Origin of the sequence: Brevundimonas sp. Leaf280, from assembly GCF_001422455.1 — a bacterium.
Lineage (GTDB): Bacteria > Pseudomonadota > Alphaproteobacteria > Caulobacterales > Caulobacteraceae > Brevundimonas.
This window is the reverse complement of the sequence record NZ_LMNC01000001.1, coordinates 83,347-102,642: the sequence shown is the minus strand read 5'-3', so window position 1 is coordinate 102,642 and position 19,296 is coordinate 83,347. Positions and strand designations below refer to the sequence as shown.

The window sequence follows — 19,296 nt, the reverse complement described above, 5'->3', positions numbered from 1 at the left end:
GGACAAGACATGGCGGCTCTCATTCTGTTTGGCGGCGGCGGCGATCTGGCGATGCGCATGCTTCTGCCGTCGCTCTATTTCCTCGAACACGACGGCCTGCTGCCTGAAGGGCTGAAGATCATCGGCGCCGCGCGTTCCGAAGAAAGCGCCGACGACTATATCGCCAAGGTGCACGAGGCGGTGAAGGCGCGCGCCGAGGCGGACAAGGTCTGGGACGAAGCCAGCTGGTCGCGGATGAAGGCCCGCCTGGACTATCTGGCGGTCGACGCCACCTCGCCCGAAAGCCTGAAGCCGCTGAAGGACAAGGTCGGCGACGGCGAGGTCACCTCCTTCCTGGCCGTCTCCCCCTCGCTCTATGCCCGCATCGTCACGGCGATGAAGGCGGCGGGTCTGGCGGAAAAGAACTGCCGCATCGTGCTGGAAAAGCCGGTTGGGCGCGACCTGAAGTCCTTCCTCGAAATCGACGACGCCGTGGCCCACGCCTTCAGCGAGAATCAGGTGTTCCGCATCGACCACTACCTGGGCAAGGAGACGGTGCAGAACCTGATCGCCCTGCGGTTCGGCAACACGATCTTCGAGCCGCTCTGGAACAACCTGTCCATCGACCACGTGCAGATCACGATCGGCGAGACGGTGGGGGTCGGCGATCGCTGGCCCTACTATGATGAATACGGCGCCCTGCGCGACATGCTGCAGAACCACATGCTGCAGTTGCTTTGCCTGGTGGCGATGGAGCCGCCCAGCGACCTGGACCCCGACTCGGTGCGCAACGAGAAGGTCAAGGTGCTGAGGTCCCTAAGGCCCGTCACGGTGGACGAGGTCGAGCGCGTGACCGTGCGGGGTCAGTATGTGGCGGGCGTCTCGGAGGGCAAGCCGGCCAAGGGCTATGACGAGGAGCGCGGTCAGCCGTCGGACACCGAAACCTTCGTCGCCGTTCGGGCCGATATCGACAACTGGCGCTGGGCGGGCGTGCCCTTCTTCATGCGGACCGGAAAGCGCCTGCCCGAGAAGCGCACCGAGATCGTTATCCAGTTCAAGCCGGTGCCCCACTCGATCTTCGATCGCGACGACCGTGGCGAGGTTCAGGCCAACCGCATGATCATCGAGTTGCAGCCCGAGGAAGACATCTCGCTGACGGTGATGAACAAGCGGCCAGGCCTGGATCAGCGTATGCAATTGCAGCCGATCAAGATGAGCCTGTCGTGGGGTGTGCCGAATTCGGGGGACGGCAAGTCCGCCGCCCCGCCGCGCCGCCGCATCGCCTATGAGCGTCTGCTGCTGGACGCGATGGCGGGCGACTCGACCCTGTTCGTGCGACGCGACGAGGCCGAGCAGGCCTGGAAATGGGTGGACGAGGTTTCCGAGGCCTGGGCCGAATCCGGTCTGAAGCCCGACGACTACGTCGCCGGAACCTGGGGTCCCGACAGCGCCGACATGCTGATGGCCCGCACCGGCCGCGACTGGAATACGACCGATGTCTGAGACCCCCGAAACCTTCGCCTCCGTCGAGACCTGGGCCGAAGCCATCTCGGCGCGTCTGGCCGAAACTCTTGGCGCGGCCGTCCGCGACCATGGGCAGGCCCTGTTCGCCGGTCCCGGCGGTTCGACGCCTGCGCCCGTCTACCGCCGCCTGGCGGCGACCGATCTGGACTGGTCCAAAATCGCCGTGACCCTGGTGGACGAGCGTTATGTGCCCGAGACCTCGCCGGAATCGAACGCCCGGCTCATTCGCGACGTGCTTCTTCAGGACAAGGCGGCGACGGCGCGCTTCATCCCGCTCTATACGCCCGAGGTCACCGTGGACCGGGCGGCCATCGTGGCGGCCAAGGCCCTGGCCGATGCCGGCGGGCGGTTCGATGCGGTGCTGCTGGGCATGGGCGAGGATGGCCATATCTGCTCCATGTTCCCCGAAAGCCCGACGCTGAAGACACTGCTGACCCCTAGGCTGAAGCCCACGGTGCTGGGCGTGCCGCATGGGCGCGACGGCATGGCGCCGACGCTCGAACGGCTGTCGATCAACCTGCCCTATCTGATGTCTGCGGGCCGGGTGATCTTGGGTCTGAAAGGCGCCGCCAAGCGTCGCGTCTTCGAAGAACAGGCTCAGGGCGATCCGAAGATCCAACCCATCGCCGCCTTGATCGCCGCCGGCGTTCCCCTTGAAGTTCTGTGGACGGAGGAAGGCTGAAATGGCGCTTCATCCCACCGTGGCGGTCGTCACCGCCCGCATCGTCGAAAAAAGCCGCGAGACCCGCGCCGACTACATCCGTCGCATGGACGCCGCGCGCGACAGCGGCGCCGGACGCGCCAAGCTGAGCTGCGCCAACTGGGCCCACGCCTTCGCGGGCCAGACGATCGCCGATAAGCTGACGGCGATGGACGGGTCCAAGCCCAACCTCGGCATCGTCACCGCCTATAACGACATGCTGTCGGCCCACCAGCCGTTCGAGCGCTTCCCCGACGTGGTGCGCAAGGCCGTGCGCGAGGTCGGCGCCACGGCCCAGGTCGCCGGCGGCACCCCCGCCATGTGCGATGGCGTCACGCAGGGTCGTCCCGGCATGGAGCTGTCGCTGTTCAGCCGCGACCTGATCGCCATGTCGGCGGGCATCGCCCTGACCCACGACGCCTTCGACGCCGGTCTGATGCTGGGCGTGTGCGACAAGATCGTTCCGGGCCTGTTCATGGGCGCCCTGGCCTTCGGCCACCTGCCCGTCGTCTTCGCACCCGCAGGCCCGATGCCATCGGGCATTCCGAACGCGGAAAAGGCCCGGGTCCGGGCCGAATATGCGCAGAACAAGGTCGATCGTCAGACCCTGCTGGAAAGTGAGATCGGCAGCTATCACTCGCCCGGCACCTGCACCTTCTACGGCACCGCCAACTCCAATCAGATGATGATGGAGCTGGGCGGACTGCACATGCCCTCCACCGCCTTCGTCCATCCCGACACCGGCTTGCGCGACGCCCTGACGGCGGCGGCGGCGAAACGGGCGGTCGAACTGGCCCGCAGCGGCGAGTGCCGCATGGCCGACGTCATCGACGAGAAGTCCATCGTCAACATGATCGTGGCCCTGCTGGCCACCGGCGGCTCGACCAATCACGCCATCCACCTGGTCGCCATGGCGCGGTCGGCGGGGGTTCTGATCGACTGGACCGACATGGACGAGCTGTCGTCGGTCACGCCGCTGTTGGCGCGGGTCTATCCCAACGGCTCGGCGGATGTGAACGCCTTCCAGGCCGCCGGCGGCGTCGCCTTCATCGCGCGTGAGCTGGCGATGGCGGGCAATATCCACACCGACGTCACGACCATCATGGGTCAGGGCATCCAGGCCTATTTCCAGGAACCGTCGATGGTGGACGGCGAGCTGGTCTGGCGCGATGGGGTCCAGGAAAGTCTCGATCTCGATATCCTGCGCCCGGCCTCGAATCCCTTCGACAAGGAGGGGGGCCTGCGTCTGGTTCAGGGCGACCTGGGCCGCGCAGTCATCAAGATTTCCGCCGTCAAACCCGAGAACCGCATCGTCGAGGCGCCCGCGGCCGTGTTCGAAACCCAGGAAGACGCACTGCAAGCCTTCCGCGACGGCAAGCTGTTCCGCGATGTGGTCATCGTCCTGCGCTTCCAGGGGCCCAAGGCGAACGGCATGCCGGAACTGCACAGCCTGTCGCCGGCCCTGTCGGTCATTCAGGACAAGGGGTTCAAGGTCGCCTTCGTCACCGACGGCCGCATGTCGGGCGCCAGCGGCAAGACGCCCGCCGCCATCCACGTCAGCCCGGAGGCCTTGGCCGGCGGTCCGCTGGCCCATGTTCAGGACGGCGACATCATCCGCCTGGACGCCGAAGCTGGCGTTCTGACCACCGTCGGCGTTCCCGACCGGACCGCCCGTCCGCTGGCCGCCCGGTCCGCCGCCAACGCCGAGGGTTCGTCCTGGGGCTATGGCCGTGAACTGTTCGGCGCCTTCCGCCATGTGGTCACGACGGCCGAACAGGGGGCGACGGTCTGTTTCGCCCTGCCGACCGGTTCGCGCGGCAACGACGACACCCCGCCCAATCCCAACTTCGTCGATCGGACTGTGGACGCCTGATCCACCGAACCGAGCGCAGGAAACGCCCCAATGAATGACAAGACCCTTCTCGTCGGCGATGTCGGCGGCACGAACGCCCGCTTCGCCGTGGCCCGAATGGTGGACGGCAAGCCCGTGCTGGACCATCACGAGAGCTTTCCGGCCGAGACCTATCCAACCTTCCTGGAAGGCGTCGCCGCCTTCATCGACGGCTGCGAGGTCAAGCCGACGGGCGGCGTGATCGCCGTCGCCGGCCCGGTCACGGACGGCGCCATCGACCTGACCAACTCGCCCTGGCAGGTGTCGGAGGCGGAGCTTCAGACCCTGGGCCTGAAGCCGGTCAAGCTGATCAACGACTTCGAGGCTCTGGCCTGGGGCGCGCCCATCGTGCCGGAAGATCAGTTGGAGAGCCTGGGCGGTCCGGTCGACGGCGATCCGCACTGCACCGTCGCGGTGCTCGGCCCCGGCACCGGCTTCGGGGTCTCGGCCCTGGTGCGCGATGCGGCCGGCAAGGAAATGGCCATGCCGTCCGAGGGCGGGCACGCCTGCTTCCCCCCCGGCGATCCGGTCGAGGACGAAATCCTGCGCATCCTGCGTCGCCGCTATGACCGGGTGTCGATCGAGCGCCTGATCTGTGGGCCGGGCCTGCTGAACATGCACCGTGCCCTGGCCGAGATCGACGGACGCGAGACCCACATCGACGATCCCGCTCAGATCACTGCAACGGCCCTGGCCGATCCGAACAGCCCGTGCGGCGCGACCCTGGCCCGCTTCTGCGCCATCTTGGGCGCGGTCGCCGGCGACATCGCCCTGACCACCGGCGCGCGCGGCGGCGTCTATATCGCCGGCGGCATCGTTCCGCGCATCCTGCCCTTCATCAAGGCCAGCCCTTTCCGCCAGCGGTTCGAGCGAAAGGGCCGGTTCAAGGAGTATATGCAGGACATTCCGACCAAGGTGATCATGCACAAACACGCCGCCCTGCTGGGCGCTGCGCGGGTCGCCTTCGCCCAGTCGGAGGCCTGATGCGACGGGCGATCACGAAAATCTCACGGCGGCGTGAACCGAACCGTCACCGTAGCGTTTGAGAGTTTCCACCTAGGAGAGGAACCTCAAATGAAAAAGTTCGCCATCGCCGCCGCTTCGGTCTTCATGCTGGCCGGCGTCGCCGCCTGCGGTGAAAGCGCCGCCGACAAGGCCGCTGAAAAGCAAGCCGACGCCATCGAAGCGACGGGTGAAGCCCGCGCCGACCAGCTGGAATCGCAAGCCGCGACCGCTCCGACCGCCGCTCAGGCTGACGCCCTGAACGCCCAGGCCGACCAGGTCGAGAAGAACGCCGACCGCAAGGCCGACATGGTCGAGCAGCAAGCCGGCAACGCTGATGGCGGCGCTACGACGGCTAACACGCCTTCGACCCACTAAGGTCTGGCGACCCACTAAATCCGTTTACGGATGGAGCAGCCCCCGTCGCTCGCGACGGGGGCTTTTTCACGCCTGCGACCTCAGTCGATGCACAGGGTCGGGCCGGCCTTGCCGTCCTCGACCGTCGTATTGCAGCCGAAACGGTCGCTGGTCGCCTGGCAGACGCCGGTCGCCGCCGTCCCCGGAGCCACGCCGCTGTTGCCCTCGATGCGGCAGTCGCCCTGGCACTGATCGCCGTCGGTGCAGCGCTTGCCGGCGTCGGCATAGTTGATGACGCACTGCCAGGATTGCATCCGCCCGACCTGTTTCATCGTGCCGCCGCGCGTGGCGCAGGACGCGGCGTCGGCGCTCTGCATCGGCGCATCCGACGCCGCTCCCGTGGTCTGGGGCGAGCAGGCGGCAGCCAGAAGCGCGACGGCGGCGATGAGGGAAATGCGGATCATGAAATCTGTCCTTTGGTGAAGCCTGACCACACGTCGTCGTAGTCGAGCTGCATCTGCGGTGATTCCGACGCCCATTTCGTGACGCGGATCGGCATGCGCGTCTCGAACATGAAGGCCAGGGTGTTTTCGATCTTGTGCGGCTTCAACTCGGCCTTGATCGCGCCGTCATAGCTGGCCTGATCCGGGCCGTGGCCGCTCATGCGGTTGTGCAGCGATGCGCCGCCTGGCGCGAAGCCGCCGGCCTTGGCGTCGTAGGCGCCGGTCACCAGACCCATGAACTCGCTCATCACGTTGCGGTGGAACCACGGCGGGCGGAAGGTGTCCTCGGCCACCATCCAGCGCGGCGGGAAGATGACGAAGTCGATGTTGGCGGTCCCCAGCGTCTCGGACGGACTGGTCAGGACGGTGAAGATCGACGGATCGGGGTGGTCGTAGCTGACGGTGTTGATCGTGTTGAACCGCGCCGTGTCATAGCGGCAGGGGGCCAGATTGCCGTGCCAGGCGACGACGTCCAGCGGGCTGTGATCGAAGGTCGTGGCCCACAGGCGGCCGCCGTATTTCTGGACGCATTCGGTCGGGCGATCCACGTCCTCATAGGCCGCGACCGGCGTTTCGAAGTCGCGCGGATTGGCCAGGCCGTTCGAGCCGATGGGTCCGAGATCCGGCAGGCGGAACGGGCTGCCGTAGTTCTCGCAGACATAGCCGCGCACGTCCCCCTCGACCTCCACGCGGAAACGTACGCCGCGCGGGATCAGGACGATGTGACCCGGCTGGGCCTCGATGACGCCGAACTCGGTGACGAAGCGATGGTCGCCTTCTTGAGGCACGATCAGCAGTTCGCCGTCGGCGTCATAGAAGACGCGGTCGGTCATCGATCGGTTGGCGACATACAGGTGAATACCCGCCCCGGCCCCGCCGTCCGGCTCGCCGTTGCCGCCATAGGTCGTCAGCCCCTCGACCCAGTCGGTCGCAGCCTGCGGCATCGGCAGCGGGTCCCATCGCATCCGGTTGGGATTGGGCGGCGTCTCGTCGAACGGACCGGAGCGGACCCGCCCCTGATCGAAGGGGGTGTACGGCCCATGCTGGGCCGACGGACGCAGACGATAGAGCCAGCTGCGCCGGTTCTCGGCGCGCGGCGCGGTGAAGGCGGTGCCGGACAGCTGTTCGGCATACAGGCCCATCGGCGTCTTCTGCGGCGAGTTTCGGCCCACCGGCAGGGCACCGGGCGCGGCCTCGGTCGCGAAATGATTGCCGAAACCGGTCATGTAGGCGGGCGCGTTGGATCGCGTCATGTCGTGTCTCCCTATGCCCCTCGTTTAGCCGTCCCCGGCGCCAGCGTCACCCTTTGCCCGTCAGGCAACAGCTTGGCGGTTGGCGCGTTGCTGTGGCCTCGCGGAGGGATTTCCATGACCTATCTGACCCGGGCGGTGTTCGCCTTCGCCAGCCTGCTGCTGTTGCTGGCGGCCATGGCCCTGATCGGGTTCGGGGTGAAGGATGCGCTGCACGGCATCGGCTCGCCCGACAAGTCCGGCGCCGACGCGGTTCTGGACGTGCTGGGCTATGTCATCGTCGCCATCGCCGTCTTCGACGTGGCCAAATACATCTTCGAGGACGAGGTGCGGCGCGGCAACGAAAAGCGCAGCGCCGCCGAGGCCCGGCGCAGCCTGACCAAGTTCCTGTCGACCATCGTCATCGCCCTGTTCCTCGAAGCGCTGGTCGTGGTGTTCAAGACGGCGCGCGAGGACGTGGCGCAGCTGCTTTATCCCACCGCCCTGCTGATCGCCTCGGTGCTGGTGCTGGTGGGCCTGGGCGTCTTCCAGCGCCTGTCGGCCACGGTCGAGGAAAAGGTCGGCGACGACGACGAGGCCGAGGACCGCAAGGACAAGGTCAGGCGAAAGGCCGCGCCCTAGCCTTTGCTCGGCAGGAAGGGCGAGAAGGTGATGACGGTGAATGTGTCGCGCACGTGCGGCCGCGTCTGGACCTGTTTCGTCACGAAGGTGCCGATGTCGGCGTCGCGCGGCAGGTTGAACTTGGCCAGCAGGTCGTGCTGACCCGAGGTGGAATAGACCTCCGAGACGTTCTCGACATTGTCCACGATGTCGGCCGCCACGTCGTTGGCGTAGCCCAGCTCGCATTTGATGAAGACGAAGATGGCGGTCATCATGGCGGATCAGTCCTCTGGTTCGAGGGCGCTTCTAGCGGACGAAGACGTGACGGGTAAGCCGCAAGACACAGACGCCGTGCTGGAGGCGCAATACAACAACCGCGCCCTGGTGCCCGACCATCCCGCCGTGATGGCGCGCTGGAAGACGGGATCGGAGACCGCCCGCGCCGCCCATCCGCACCAAGTCGTGAAATACGGCCCAGGCGAGCGCGAGCGGATCGACTGGTTCGACGCCGGGGACGGGGCGCCCGTCGTGGTCTTCCTGCACGGCGGATATTGGCAAGCGCTGGATGCGAGCTGGTTCAGCTTCGTGGCTTCCCCCCTGCTGGCCCACGGCGTCAGCGTCGCCATCCCGACCTATGACCTGGCGCCCAGCGTGCGGCTGGGCCGGATCGTCGATCAGATGCGAGCGGCGGTCGATCTGATCCGCGACAGCACCGGCGCCGCGCCTGTCATCAGCGGCCATTCGGCGGGCGGGCATATGGCGGCCTGCCTGCTGGCGGACAGGCGGGCCTCGGCGGCGGTCGCCATCTCGGGCGTGTTCGATCTGGAGCCGCTGATCCCCACGTCGCTCAACGTCGCCCTGGATCTGAATACGGCCGAGGCCCAGGCCCTGTCGCCGATCCGCTGGCCGGCGCCGGTCGGCGCGGTTCTGGACTGCATCGTTGGCGGGGCGGAAAGCGAGGCCTTCGTGGATCAAAGCCGCGACATGGCCGCACGCTGGGGCGACGCCGAGGCCGAGACGCGGTTCGAGGCCCTGCCCGACCTGAACCATTTCACGGTTCTGGATCCGCTCTTCGAAAACGAGAGCGCCCTGGTCCGGCGGCTGGCCGACCTGGCCCATCGACGCTGAGCGACAATCAGACCCGGCGGCGAAAAATAGAGTCTAATTCGTCTAATTCGTATGAAATGCCATGTTTCCCTCCCTGACAGATGGGCTTGAGCGGCGAGGCTTCAAGAGGGGCGGTCGGCGCGCCAGATGAAGACGAAGTTGCGGTGTTCAGCCCAGGTCTGACCCTCGACATGGTCGCCCGCAAGGCAGGCCGCCGTGTGATAGGGGCCTGCGCCGTCGGTCGTTCGGAACGAGACGCACAGCCGGCCGTGCTGGCGCTTCCATCGGCCCGCCTCGATCCGGCTGTTGTAGAAGTCGCCCGTCACGACGCCGTCGGGCTGGAGCGTCAGGTTCATGGGCTGGCGATAGGGCTGGGCCGGATCGGTCGCCAGATCGACGGACCAGGCGCCGTCCATGTCGGCGGCGGGCGGCGGATCCTGGACGGTCAGAAGGGCGACGATGGCGAGGGCTGCGAACATCCCGCTGCTCCAAGAGGGGAATGAGCGAACGACGGTCCGCCTTTCGCCACACGCCGTCAAGAGAACGCCCGCGCTAACGCGGTTTGACTTGACCTTGCGTTCGCGACAGCGGAGGTCGGACGCGAACCTATCGCAGAGGAACCCGTCCATGGCCCATGATCGCGTCAGCGTGCTTCAGGCGCTTCAGACCCAGGGCGTGTGCCCGGTTTTCTATCATCCCGACGCCGAGGTCAGCCTGAACGTCATCCGCGCCTGCGCGCGCGGCGGGGCGCCGGTGGTCGAGTTCACCAATCGCGGCGACTTCGCCTGCGACCTGTTCGGCGAGATCAATCGCGAACTGATCAAGACGGACCCGAATGTCGTGCTGGGCATCGGTTCGGTCGTCGATGCGGGGACGGCCTCGCTTTATTTGAACCGGGGCGCGCGGTTCGTGGTCAGCCCCTGCCTAATCCCCGACGTGGCCAAGGTCTGCAACCGCCGCATGGTCGCCTATTTCCCTGGTTGCGGGTCGGTGACCGACATCGGCGAGGCGCACGAACTGGGCTGCGACATCGTCAAACTCTTCCCCGGCTCGTCGGTCGGCGGCCCGGACTTCGTCAAGGCGGTCAAGGGCCCGATGCCCTGGGTCAAGATCATGCCCACCGGCGGCGTCGATCCGGACGAGGCGTCGATCGCCAAATGGTTCGGCGCGGGCATCGTCGCGGCGGGTATGGGCTCCAAACTGGTGACCGATGACGCCGTGAAGTCGGGCGACTGGGCCGCCATCGAGGCGTCGGTGCGTTCGGCGGTGAACGCCGTCGCCGCGTTCCGCGCGTCCAAGAAGGGCTGAGCGCCCAAGCGCCGTCAGCGGGGCGCGCGGTCGTCCGGCTGACGGTGATCCGGCCCGTGGGCCGCGGCGCGACGGGCATTGCCCTTACGCTGAAGGATCGGGGCCAGGGCCTTACGCTCCTCGGGCGTCAGCGTCGCCAGCACGGCGACCGCGCCGTTTTCCAGACGTGTGCGGCCCCGCATCTCGGCGGCTCTGGACTGTTCCAGCAAGCTTTCGACCCGGGCCGCGTCCAGGGTCGGTTGACCGGCGACGTCGATGGCCTCTCGCCGGGCGGCGCGGGCCGCTTCGAAATCAGGACGCGCCGCCAGGGCCGATTCTCGCAGCGCGGTGCGCACGCGCTGGCGTACGGCCGGATCCAGATCGGCCAGCACCTCGGCCAGCGGTCCCTCGCGGCCCGGACGGCGTTGGTCCTCAATCCGGCGTTCGATCCGGTCGCGATTGACGACATAGGTGACGCCGCCCGCCACGGCGAACAGGTTCAGGGCCACCGAAACGGCCAAGGCGATCTTCAGGCTCTTGGACGTCATCCCAGCAGTTCCGTGTCATCCACGCCCGTCAGCGAGGATTGATAAAGCACCGCATCGGCGCGCGCGTCGGCGGTCAGATGGGTGGTCAGGCCCACGCCGGCGACCACGCCCGCACAGGCCGCGGCGGCCCAACCGGCGCCGAGGTACCAGATCGCCTTGCCCAGACGGCTTTTCGCCCGGGGCGCAGCCGCAAGGATGCGCGCGGTCAGGCCGGCGGACGGGACATGTTTGGGCGCGGCGTCGAGCAGAGCGTCCAGCGCGGCCGCCTCGTCCAACACCGCCTTCAGCGACGGATCGACGGCGATCAAGCTTTCGGCGAAGGCGCGCTCGGACGCGGGCCACCGACGCAGATCGGCGCCATAGGCGTCCGCCAGTTCGTGCAACCGTTCCGCCTTCATCGTCCGTCTCCTCTAATCGACCCCGGACCGATGTCCGAAAGGGCCAGACGCAATGCGCGACGACCGCGCGACAACAAACTCTCCAGCGCCTCGACGCTGATCTCCATCAGGGCCGCCGCATCGATATTCGACAGCTCCTGATAATGGCACAGGACGATGGCCTCGCGCTGTCGGTCCGGCAGCCGTTTCAGGGCCGCCGTGACCCGTACGCCCGTCTCGGCCGCCAGCAGACCGCGATCCGGCGCCGGGCCTTCGTCGGGACGATCCGGCGGCGTGTCGGTCGGGATTTCGCGCCGACGCCTCAGCCGGTCGTAACAGAGGTTCAGCGCGACCCGGTGCAGCCAGGTGTCGAACCTGGCCTTGCCGGGCGTCCACTTCGGCGCCTGACGCCAAGCCTTGAGCATCGTCTCCTGGGCCACGTCTTCGGCCTCGACCGCATCGCCCAGCATGCGCTGGGCCAGCGACAGGATGCGCGGCAGCTTGCGCGAGACGAGCGTCTGCGCCGCCGCCGGGTCGCCCTGCCCCACGCGCCGCACCAGATCCTCGTCGGGGTCGACGATCGCGACCAAACCTGCCTCTTCCGCTGCTGACGAAAGGGACCGGTGCGTTCACGACGGCCGACCCCGACACCGTCTTACTCCGAAGCCGGGACGGGGGAAGCAGGTTGTTGCGCCTGGCGGGCCGCGCGGCGTTCCTGACGTTGCTCACGCTGAGCGGACATGACCGCCCGGCGCTCGTCGGAGGAGATCACGCCGTCACGATCCGCGTCCATCTTGTCGAACCGCTCGCCGAGCTTGGCGGAGGCTTCGGCGATCACCACCGGCCCGCGTTCGCGTCCTTGTCCGCGCATGGCGTGATGCGCGCCGCCGCGACGGCCCTCACGATGACCGGCGCGTTCAGCGCGCGGACCGCGATCCGGGCGTGCGGCATGGCCGGCGTCGAACTCGGCCCGGCTGATGGAGCCGTCGCCGTTCGCGTCCAGCTTGGCGAAGCGGTCGCCCGTGCGTTCGGCGCGACGGGCCTGCATGGCGGCGGCGCGCTCTTCGGGGCTGACCACGCCGTCGCGGTTCGTATCGAGCGCGGTCAGACGCGCGATGCGCGCATCGACGAACTCGGCGCGGGTGATCTGGCGGTTCGGATCCGCGCGCGAATGATGCGGTGCGGGAGCGCCGGCGACGGGGGCCGGCGGAACCTGTGCGGTCGCGGCGCCGGCGGCGGCGGCGGCCAGAGCGATGACGCCCAAACCGGTCAGAAAGGTGTTTCTCATCTCGATCATCTCCACGGGCGCGTTTGGCGCCCTTTGACATTGCCCTGTCAGGAGATTGAACGCGGCGTTGCGGATTCTCCGTCGCGGCCTGCTGGAACCGCCCGCTCGAAGGCCTTTCGCGCCCGCGCGCGCAGGTCGGTCAGCTCGATCTTCAGCGTGTCGAAGTCCGGCGCGCCGGCGGCCTCGGCCAGGCGCAGCTGGAAGACGCCGGGCTCGCCCTCCGGATCGACCCGCCCCTCGAAGGCGGCGGCCAGAAGATGGGCCAGCCGCTGCTGCACGCGCCAGGCCTCGGCCAGGACCGGGTCGTCGTGCAGGGCCTCAAGCGTCGACAGGGTCAACGGCTCGCCGATGGCGGCCGCCTGAAGCTGGCGGAATTGGGCGGCGAACTCGGCGTCCACCTGTCCGCCCGGCGACAGCTTCAAGTCCCAGAAGCCGTGCGGGCGACGCTGACGATCCATCAGGCTACGCATCTTTCGGATGTCGGCGGCGATATCGACGCCGGGACGCGGGCGACGCAGGGCGGACTCGATGGCGGCGGACACCTGTGCGCCGAACTTGGGATCGCTGGCCCAGACCACGCGGGCGCGGGTCAGAACCATGAACTCCCAGGTCTCCGCCTCCTTGGCGTAATAGGCGTCAAACGCCTTCAGCCGCACCGACACCGGCCCCTTGGAGCCGGTGGGGCGCAGGCGCATGTCCACCTCATACAGGCCGCCTTCCGCCGTATGCGCCGACAGGGCCGCGATCAGCCGCTGGGTGAAGCGGGCGTAGAAGACGTCGGCGGTCCAACCCTTGATCTCGGACGTCGCCTCGGGCGGCGCCTCGTACAGGGTCATCAGATCGAGGTCCGATCCGGCCGTCATCTCGCGCGAACCGGCCTTGCCCAAGGCGACCACCGCCACCGCGCCGGGGAAGGCGCCGCCCAGCCGTTCGGTCTCGGCCAGCGCCGCCGGCGACAGGGTGCGCATGGCGGCGTCGGCCAGGGCGGCGTAGGCGCGGCCCGCCGCCTCGGCCCCCGCCCGGCCGGTCAGGGCGTGGATGCCGATGCGGAACATCTGCTCGCGATGCAGGCGCCGCACGGCGTTCATGGCCCCCTCGAAATCTTCCGTCTCGCCGGCCTCGCGCAGCATCTGTTCGGTCAGGCCGGTCTCTTCGGACAGATCGACCAGGAAGCGGGCGTCCAGCACCCCGTCCAGCGCCGCCGGCTGCCGGCCCAGGGTGCGCGCCAGACGCGGCGCGAAGGCCATGACGCCCAGCACCATTTCGAACAGTTTGGGCTGGTTCAGGAACAGGGCCTGGACCTGCACGCCCGCCGCCAGCCCGGAGAAGAAGACGGCGAAACGCCGGAACGCCTCGTCCGGCGCGCCGGATCGGGCCAGGGCCTCCAGCAGGCGCGGCGCCAGGCGGGTGAACAGTTCGCGGCCCCGCGCCGTGCGCGTCGCGGGGATGCGGCCGTGGTGCCAGCTGCGGATCGTATCAGCGACCGACGGCGCCTCGGAAAAGCCCATGCGACGCAGGGTTTCCAAAGTCTCGGGATCGTTCTCGACCCCGGTGAAGACCAGGCTGCCGTAGCTGGAGTCCAGATCTTCGCCGCCCTCGAACAGTTCGCCATAGCGGGCGTTGACCCGCGCCAGCAGGGCCTCGACCTGGGCGTCGAAGGCCGCCAGATCATCCGAACCTGCCAGGGCGGCGACGGCGGCGCGACGCTCGGCGTCCTCGGGCAGGCGATGGGTCTGCTCGTCGTCGAGCATCTGCACGCGGTGCTCCAGCCCGCGCAGCTCGACATAGGCGGCGGACAGTTCCTCGCAGACCGCCTGGGGCACATGGCGCGCGTCGGCCAGAGCCTTCAACGCCTCCAGCGTGCGCTGTTTGCGTAAAACCGGATCGCGGCCGCCCAGGATCAGCTGCTGGGTCTGGGCGTAGAACTCGATCTCGCGGATGCCGCCGCGACCCAGCTTCAGATTGGCTCCTGCGGCCTGCAGCCCCTCGCCCGTCTTGTGGACGTGGATCTGTTTCTTGATCGACTGGATGTCCAGCACGGCGGCGTAGTCCAGGCTGCGGCGCCAGATGAAGGGGATCATGGCCTTCAGGAACCGGCCCGCCGCGCGCATGTCGCCCAGCACCGGCCGCGCCTTGATGAAGGCCGCCCGCTCCCAGTTCTGACCCACGCTCTCATAATAGGCCAGGGCCATCGGCCCGGCGACGACCGGCGGGGTCGAGGATGGGTCGGGCCGCAGCCGCAGATCGACGCGGAAAACATAGCCGTCGCCCGTTCGCTCGGTCAGCAGGGTGGCGATCCCCTTGCCGACGCGATTGGCGAAGTCCTGCATTTCCTCGCCTTCGCGCAGGGCCAGGCCCATCAGGCGCGGCTCGAAGAAGAGGGAGATGTCGATGTCGGACGAATAGTTCAGCTCATTGGCGCCATGTTTGCCCATGGCCAGGCCGAACAGGCCCGGAATGGGGCCGCGCGGATCGCCGGGCGGCGAGATCAACCGGCCGCACGCCCTCTGTTCGGCGGCGACCGCGCGCAGCGCGGCGCGGCATGAGGCATCGGCGAACCGGGACAGGGCGTCGGTGACCTGCTCCAGATCCCACACCCCGCCGAGGTCGGCCAGAGCGGTCAGCAGGTGCAGGTTGGCCTTCAGCACGCGCAGCGGGGCGCGCACCGCGTCCGGCTCGGCGTCCAGCGCGTCCGTGTCGCGGATGATCCGCTCCAGCGCCTCGGTCGGATCGGCGTGCAACAGGCTTCGCAGATGGGCGGGCCGGCGGCGCATCAGACCGGCGAGATAGGGCGACGCGCCGGCGACAGGCGCCAGAGAGGGCCAAGCGGCGTCCAGAGCATCGCGCCAGCCGTCGGCGTCGGCGGCTTGGATCAGGGTTTCGTGCAGGCGGTCGGCGGCGGCGATGTTTGTGACCGGACCGGCGGGCGTGAGGCCGTAGGCCAGCGGGATCGAGGTTTCTGGATGGGCCATCACATCATCCGCTCATCCCGATCGAGGCCGGCGGCAGCACTAGCGCCACCCGCAACCCCGGTCCGAAGTCGCCGTAGGCGCCGGGGCCTTCGTCCAGCACAACCCTTCCGCCGTGGGCCTCCGCCACCGCCGTCACCAACGAAAGCCCCAGGCCCGATCCGGGTTCGGTGCGGCTGTTGTCCAGGCGCACGAACCGCTGGACCACCCGCTCTCGGTCCTCTTCCGGCACGCCCGGTCCGGTGTCGGTGACGGAATATTCGATCTCGCCCGACGAGCGCCGTCGCGCGCGCAGCTTCACCGCCCCGCCGGCCGGGGTGTATTTGATGGCGTTGTCTATCAGATTGGCCAGGGCCTGGGCCAGGAAGGGCTGGTTGCCCTCGATCATCAGGCCGCGCTCGACTTCAGAAGAAAAGTCGATGTCCTTGTCCTCGGCCGCCGGCTCGTAAAGCTCGGCCATGTCGGCGGCCAGATCGGCGGCGTCCATCACCTTTGGATCCGGCGCCCCGCCCGCCTGCAGCCGCGCGATGGCCAGGACGGTGTTGAACGTCTTCAGCAGATGGTCGGCCTCATCCAGGGCGATGCCCAGGGCGTCGACCCCGTCGATCTTGCCGGCTTCGGCATCGATCAAGGCCACCTCCAGCTTGGCCCGCATCCGCGTCAGAGGCGAGCGCAGGTCGTGGGCGATGGCGTCGCCGGCGTGGCGGATGGAAGACATGGACGCCTCCAGCCGATCCAGCATGGTGTTCAGCCCCTGGCCCAGCTCATCCAGTTCGTCGCCGGTGTGGCGCACGGGCGCACGGACCTTGAGGTCGCCGTCCTGCACCGACTGAACGACCCGGTTCAGCCCGGCCATGGCGTTTTCGACCCGCCGGCTGATGTAGAGACCGCCCGCAAGGCCCAGCAGCATGACCAGGGCCATGGCGCCCCACAGGGCCTGGGTCAGACGCGCCAGATAGGCTTCGATGTCGCCGATGTCCTGACCGACGAACAAATGTTCGCCGCCGGCCAGGGTGGTGATCACCCCGATGGAGCGACGGCGCTGGACCTTGCCCTGGGCGTCCGTGTCAGTCAGGCGGAAGGTCTCCCAGTCGCTGGCGCCGGCCGGCAGGCTGAGGTCGATGTCGATCGGGGATTCGGTGATGTTGCCGGTGATCGTCTTTCCGGCCTTGTCGGTCAGCAGATACAGATACGGCCCGCCCCGGATCGAGCGTTCGACCAAGGCCTGGTTCAGGGCGTCGATGCCGCGCGTGCGGTGGATCGCTGTCAGGGCGCCCAGCTCGATCTCCACATCCGCCTTGGCCCTGCCTTGAGCCTCGGAGGCCGAGGCGAAATAGACATAGGCCAGGATCGCCCCCGCCGCCGCCACGAACAGCGCCAGGAACAGCAGCGTCAGCCGGAAAGGCGTGCGGCGAAGGAGGGAGGGAAGGCGCACCCTAAAATCCTCTCCCGTTCACGGGGGAGGGGGACCATGAAGTGGTGGAGGGGGCGGCTTCAGCGCCGGTGTCTGGGGTCGCCCCCTCCACCGCCGTGCCGGCGGTCCCCCTCCCCCGCATTGCGGGGGAGGATCTCAAGTCACGCCTCCAACCGATACCCCGCCCCGCGCACGGTCTGCAGCATGGCGCGGTCGAAGCCCTTGTCGATCTTGGAGCGCAGGCGGCTGATGTGGACGTCGATGACATTGGTCTGGGGGTCGAAATGGTATTCCCAGACCTTTTCCAGCAGCATGGTGCGCGTCACCGACTGGCCGGCGTGGCGCATCAGGAACTCGAGCAGCTGGAACTCGCGCGGCTGAAGATCGATCTCGGTCGTTCCGCGATGCACGGTACGGCCGATCAGGTTCATTTCTAGGTCGCCGACCTTGAGCACGGTCTGCACCCCGCCAGTCTCGCGACGACGCGCCAAGGCCTCGACCCGCGCGATCAGTTCGGCGAAGGCGTAGGGTTTGACCAGATAGTCGTCGGCGCCGGCCTTCAGGCCGGTGACGCGGTCCTCGACCTCGCCCAGGGCCGACAGGAACAGGACCGGCGTCTGATCGCCGCCCTTGCGCACCGTCTCGACCATGCCGACGCCGTCCAGGCGCGGCATCATCCGGTCAACCACATAGACGTCGTAGCCGCCCTTTTGCGACTCCAGCAGCCCGAAGGCGCCATCCACGGCGTGGGTCACCTCATGTCCCGCTTCGGACAGGCCCCGCACCATGGCGGTCGCCGCCTCGGCGTCATCCTCGACCACCAAAATCCGCATCGAAACCCCTCCCGGAATCAAAATCGCCGCCGATGGTAGCGCATCGGCGGCGATAGGGTGAGTTAAGGCTTGGTCAGAATGCCGATCAGTTGCGCGGCAACTCCAGCACGACCGAAATCGCGCCGCCTCTTTGGCTACGAACCATGAGCAACACACCCGGGCGACCCGCAGCACGGGCTGCCGCAATGGCGCGCTCCAAATCGGCAGGCGACGTGACCACCTGATTGTTGGCGCGCTGAATGATCGACCCGACGGGAATGCCCAACTGAGCGGCCTTCGAACCAGGCACAGTTTCGGTCACGACGACGCCCTGCACATCATCCGCGAGACCGAAACGTTGACGCGCCGCTGCATTCAATGGCGACACCTTCATCCCTTCGACCGTCGCTCCTGACGAAGATCCTGGGACAGGAGCTTCGTCATTTCCGCCGGACGATGCAGCTAATTCTTCTTCAGAAGGTCGCTTCGCCGCGCGGATATTGATCTCCTGGCGACGCCCGTCACGGATGACGGTGAAGCGTACGCTCTGTCCTGCTTCGGTAGCGGCGACCATGCGACGCAACTCGGTCGAACCATCAATGTCGCGACCGTTGACCTGCACCACAACATCACCGACCTGGACACCCGCCTTCTGTGCAGGACCATCAGGCGTAACCTCTCCGACGTAGGCGCCTTTGGTGTTGGCTGGAAGCGCCAGCGCCTCGACGGCCCCTTTTGGAATGTCCTGAATCGCCACGCCGACGTAGCCGCGCTCTATTGACTGGCCCTGCATCAGGCGCGTGGTGACGTTTTTCGCTGTCTCCGCCGGAATGGCGAAGCCGATGCCGACCGAGCCGCCCGTGGGCGAATAGATGGCCGAGTTCACGCCGATGACGCGGCCGTGGATGTCGAAGGTCGGACCGCCCGAGTTGCCCCGGTTGATGGCGGCGTCGATCTGGATGTAGTCGTTGTAGCCCGACGGATCGATGTCGCGGGCCTTGGCCGAGACGATGCCCGCCGTGGCGGTGCCGCCCAGGCCGAAGGGGTTGCCGATGGCGATGACCCAGTCGCCCACCCGCGGCTCGGCCGTTTCTTCGAAGCTGACGTATTTGAAGTCGTTGCCCTCGACCTTGATCACCGCCAAGTCGGTGCCGGGATCGCGGCCGATCAGGCGGGCCGGCAGCTCGCGACCGTCCGACATCTTGACCTTGATCTCGGTCGCGTCGGCGACGACGTGGTTGTTGGTGACGATGAAGCCGTCCTGCGAGATGAAGAAGCCCGAACCGGCGCCTTGGGTCGTCTGCGGTTCGTCATTGCCCTGACCGCCACGACCTTGCGGCGGCACGAACTGGAACGGCAGGCCGGGGATCTGGAAGGCGCCGCCCTGGGGCTGGTCCACCTTGACCGTCACGTCGATCTGAACGACGGCGGGCGAGACCTGGTCGAAGATGGTCGCGAAGCTGCTCGGCGCGCCCGGCGGAGGCGTGAAGGCGTCGCCGTTGGCCGGGACCGGGGTGATCCGGTTCACCGCCTGCGGTTCCGCGTGCGCGCCGGGCCAGTTGATGACGCCGCCGGCGGTCGCCGCCGCCGCCAGGGTCAGGCCGGCCGCGGCCCCGAGAATGAACTCCTTGCGCTTCAGCATCGTGGTCCTTGCGATCCTCTTGTCCAGCGCCAGACGGGCGCCGGTT

Annotated in this window: 20 protein-coding genes; 8 read left to right on the top strand and 12 right to left on the bottom strand. The window is 67.8% G+C overall.

Features of this window, described 5'->3' with window-relative positions:
- The first annotated feature begins 9 nt into the window (after positions 1-9).
- From zwf to ASF31_RS00495, 5 genes are all read left to right on the top strand, one after another.
- Complete coding sequence (zwf, locus tag ASF31_RS00515) at positions 10-1,482, top strand: glucose-6-phosphate dehydrogenase (protein WP_055752826.1); 1,473 nt, start codon at positions 10-12, stop codon at positions 1,480-1,482.
- The gene (gene pgl / locus ASF31_RS00510) at positions 1,475-2,185 is read left to right on the top strand and encodes a 6-phosphogluconolactonase (protein WP_055752825.1); all 711 of its coding nucleotides are present in this window, start codon (positions 1,475-1,477) and stop codon (positions 2,183-2,185) included. Before zwf ends, pgl begins: the two co-directional genes overlap by 8 nt.
- 1 nt (position 2,186) lies before the next feature.
- Positions 2,187-4,076, top strand: coding sequence for a phosphogluconate dehydratase (edd, locus tag ASF31_RS00505; RefSeq protein WP_055752824.1), 1,890 nt, complete (start codon positions 2,187-2,189; stop codon positions 4,074-4,076).
- 30 nt (positions 4,077-4,106) lie between these two features.
- Entirely contained in the window at positions 4,107-5,078 is a 972-nt protein-coding gene (glk, locus tag ASF31_RS00500) for a glucokinase (RefSeq protein WP_055752823.1), read from the top strand.
- A 90-nt stretch (positions 5,079-5,168) separates the two neighbouring features.
- On the top strand, positions 5,169-5,474 hold the full coding sequence (locus ASF31_RS00495) for a hypothetical protein (protein ID WP_055752822.1): 306 nt from the start codon (positions 5,169-5,171) through the stop codon (positions 5,472-5,474).
- 80 nt (positions 5,475-5,554) lie between these two features.
- On the opposite strand, the gene ASF31_RS00490 is transcribed toward ASF31_RS00495, so the two are convergent.
- Together ASF31_RS00490 and hmgA are read right to left on the bottom strand one after the other, a co-directional pair.
- Positions 5,555-5,917: a hypothetical protein gene (locus tag ASF31_RS00490; protein ID WP_055752821.1), complete on the bottom strand. Its 363-nt coding sequence runs from the start codon at positions 5,915-5,917 to the stop codon at positions 5,555-5,557.
- Positions 5,914-7,209 carry a homogentisate 1,2-dioxygenase gene (gene hmgA, locus ASF31_RS00485; RefSeq protein WP_174086548.1) on the bottom strand — a complete coding sequence of 432 codons (1,296 nt, stop codon included), beginning with the start codon at positions 7,207-7,209 and terminating at the stop codon, positions 5,914-5,916. The genes ASF31_RS00490 and hmgA overlap by 4 nt, the downstream gene beginning before the upstream one ends.
- Positions 7,210-7,323: 114 nt before the next feature.
- Here hmgA and ASF31_RS00480 point away from each other — a divergent pair, with 114 nt between their 5' ends.
- Positions 7,324-7,827, top strand: a complete 504-nt coding sequence (locus ASF31_RS00480; protein WP_045811869.1) for a hypothetical protein — start codon at positions 7,324-7,326, stop codon at positions 7,825-7,827.
- Here ASF31_RS00480 and ASF31_RS00475 read toward each other — a convergent pair.
- The gene (locus tag ASF31_RS00475; protein ID WP_039244189.1) at positions 7,824-8,081 is read right to left on the bottom strand and encodes an Lrp/AsnC ligand binding domain-containing protein; all 258 of its coding nucleotides are present in this window, start codon (positions 8,079-8,081) and stop codon (positions 7,824-7,826) included. The two genes, ASF31_RS00480 and ASF31_RS00475, sit on opposite strands and share 4 nt — an antisense overlap.
- On the opposite strand from ASF31_RS00475, the gene ASF31_RS00470 reads away from it, so the two are divergent.
- On the top strand, positions 8,056-8,934 hold the full coding sequence (locus tag ASF31_RS00470) for an alpha/beta hydrolase (protein WP_235551204.1): 879 nt from the start codon (positions 8,056-8,058) through the stop codon (positions 8,932-8,934). The genes ASF31_RS00475 and ASF31_RS00470 overlap by 26 nt on opposite strands.
- Positions 8,935-9,035: 101 nt before the next feature.
- Here the strand turns inward: ASF31_RS00470 and ASF31_RS00465 are convergent, their stop codons facing one another.
- On the bottom strand, positions 9,036-9,392 hold the full coding sequence (locus ASF31_RS00465; RefSeq protein ID WP_055752819.1) for a hypothetical protein: 357 nt from the start codon (positions 9,390-9,392) through the stop codon (positions 9,036-9,038).
- Positions 9,393-9,540: 148 nt separating this feature from the next.
- Between ASF31_RS00465 and ASF31_RS00460 the strand changes: the two genes are divergently transcribed.
- On the top strand, positions 9,541-10,221 hold the full coding sequence (locus tag ASF31_RS00460; RefSeq protein WP_055752818.1) for a bifunctional 4-hydroxy-2-oxoglutarate aldolase/2-dehydro-3-deoxy-phosphogluconate aldolase: 681 nt from the start codon (positions 9,541-9,543) through the stop codon (positions 10,219-10,221).
- Positions 10,222-10,235: 14 nt separating this feature from the next.
- Here ASF31_RS00460 and ASF31_RS00455 read toward each other — a convergent pair whose 3' ends face one another.
- The 8 genes from ASF31_RS00455 to ASF31_RS00420 all read right to left on the bottom strand — a co-directional run bounded on the left by ASF31_RS00455 (position 10,236) and on the right by ASF31_RS00420 (position 19,250).
- Complete coding sequence (locus ASF31_RS00455) at positions 10,236-10,748, bottom strand: periplasmic heavy metal sensor (protein WP_055752817.1); 513 nt, start codon at positions 10,746-10,748, stop codon at positions 10,236-10,238.
- Entirely contained in the window at positions 10,745-11,146 is a 402-nt protein-coding gene (locus ASF31_RS00450; RefSeq protein ID WP_055752816.1) for a hypothetical protein, read from the bottom strand. Before ASF31_RS00450 ends, ASF31_RS00455 begins: the two co-directional genes overlap by 4 nt.
- Positions 11,143-11,715, bottom strand: a complete 573-nt coding sequence (locus tag ASF31_RS00445; RefSeq protein WP_055752815.1) for an RNA polymerase sigma factor — start codon at positions 11,713-11,715, stop codon at positions 11,143-11,145. Before ASF31_RS00445 ends, ASF31_RS00450 begins: the two co-directional genes overlap by 4 nt.
- Positions 11,716-11,780: 65 nt before the next feature.
- Complete coding sequence (locus ASF31_RS00440; RefSeq protein ID WP_200918517.1) at positions 11,781-12,413, bottom strand: EF-hand domain-containing protein; 633 nt, start codon at positions 12,411-12,413, stop codon at positions 11,781-11,783.
- 47 nt (positions 12,414-12,460) lie between these two features.
- Positions 12,461-15,385: a bifunctional [glutamine synthetase] adenylyltransferase/[glutamine synthetase]-adenylyl-L-tyrosine phosphorylase gene (locus ASF31_RS00435; protein ID WP_055752813.1), complete on the bottom strand. Its 2,925-nt coding sequence runs from the start codon at positions 15,383-15,385 to the stop codon at positions 12,461-12,463.
- Between the two features lie 4 nt (positions 15,386-15,389).
- A complete protein-coding gene (locus ASF31_RS00430; RefSeq protein WP_055752812.1) occupies positions 15,390-16,817 on the bottom strand; it encodes an ATP-binding protein in 1,428 nt (475 codons plus the stop codon).
- A gap of 140 nt (positions 16,818-16,957) precedes the next feature.
- Positions 16,958-17,629, bottom strand: a complete 672-nt coding sequence (locus tag ASF31_RS00425) for a response regulator transcription factor (protein WP_017504381.1) — start codon at positions 17,627-17,629, stop codon at positions 16,958-16,960.
- Between the two features lie 85 nt (positions 17,630-17,714).
- Positions 17,715-19,250, bottom strand: a complete 1,536-nt coding sequence (locus ASF31_RS00420) for a Do family serine endopeptidase (protein ID WP_055752811.1) — start codon at positions 19,248-19,250, stop codon at positions 17,715-17,717.
- Positions 19,251-19,296 lie beyond the last annotated feature (46 nt).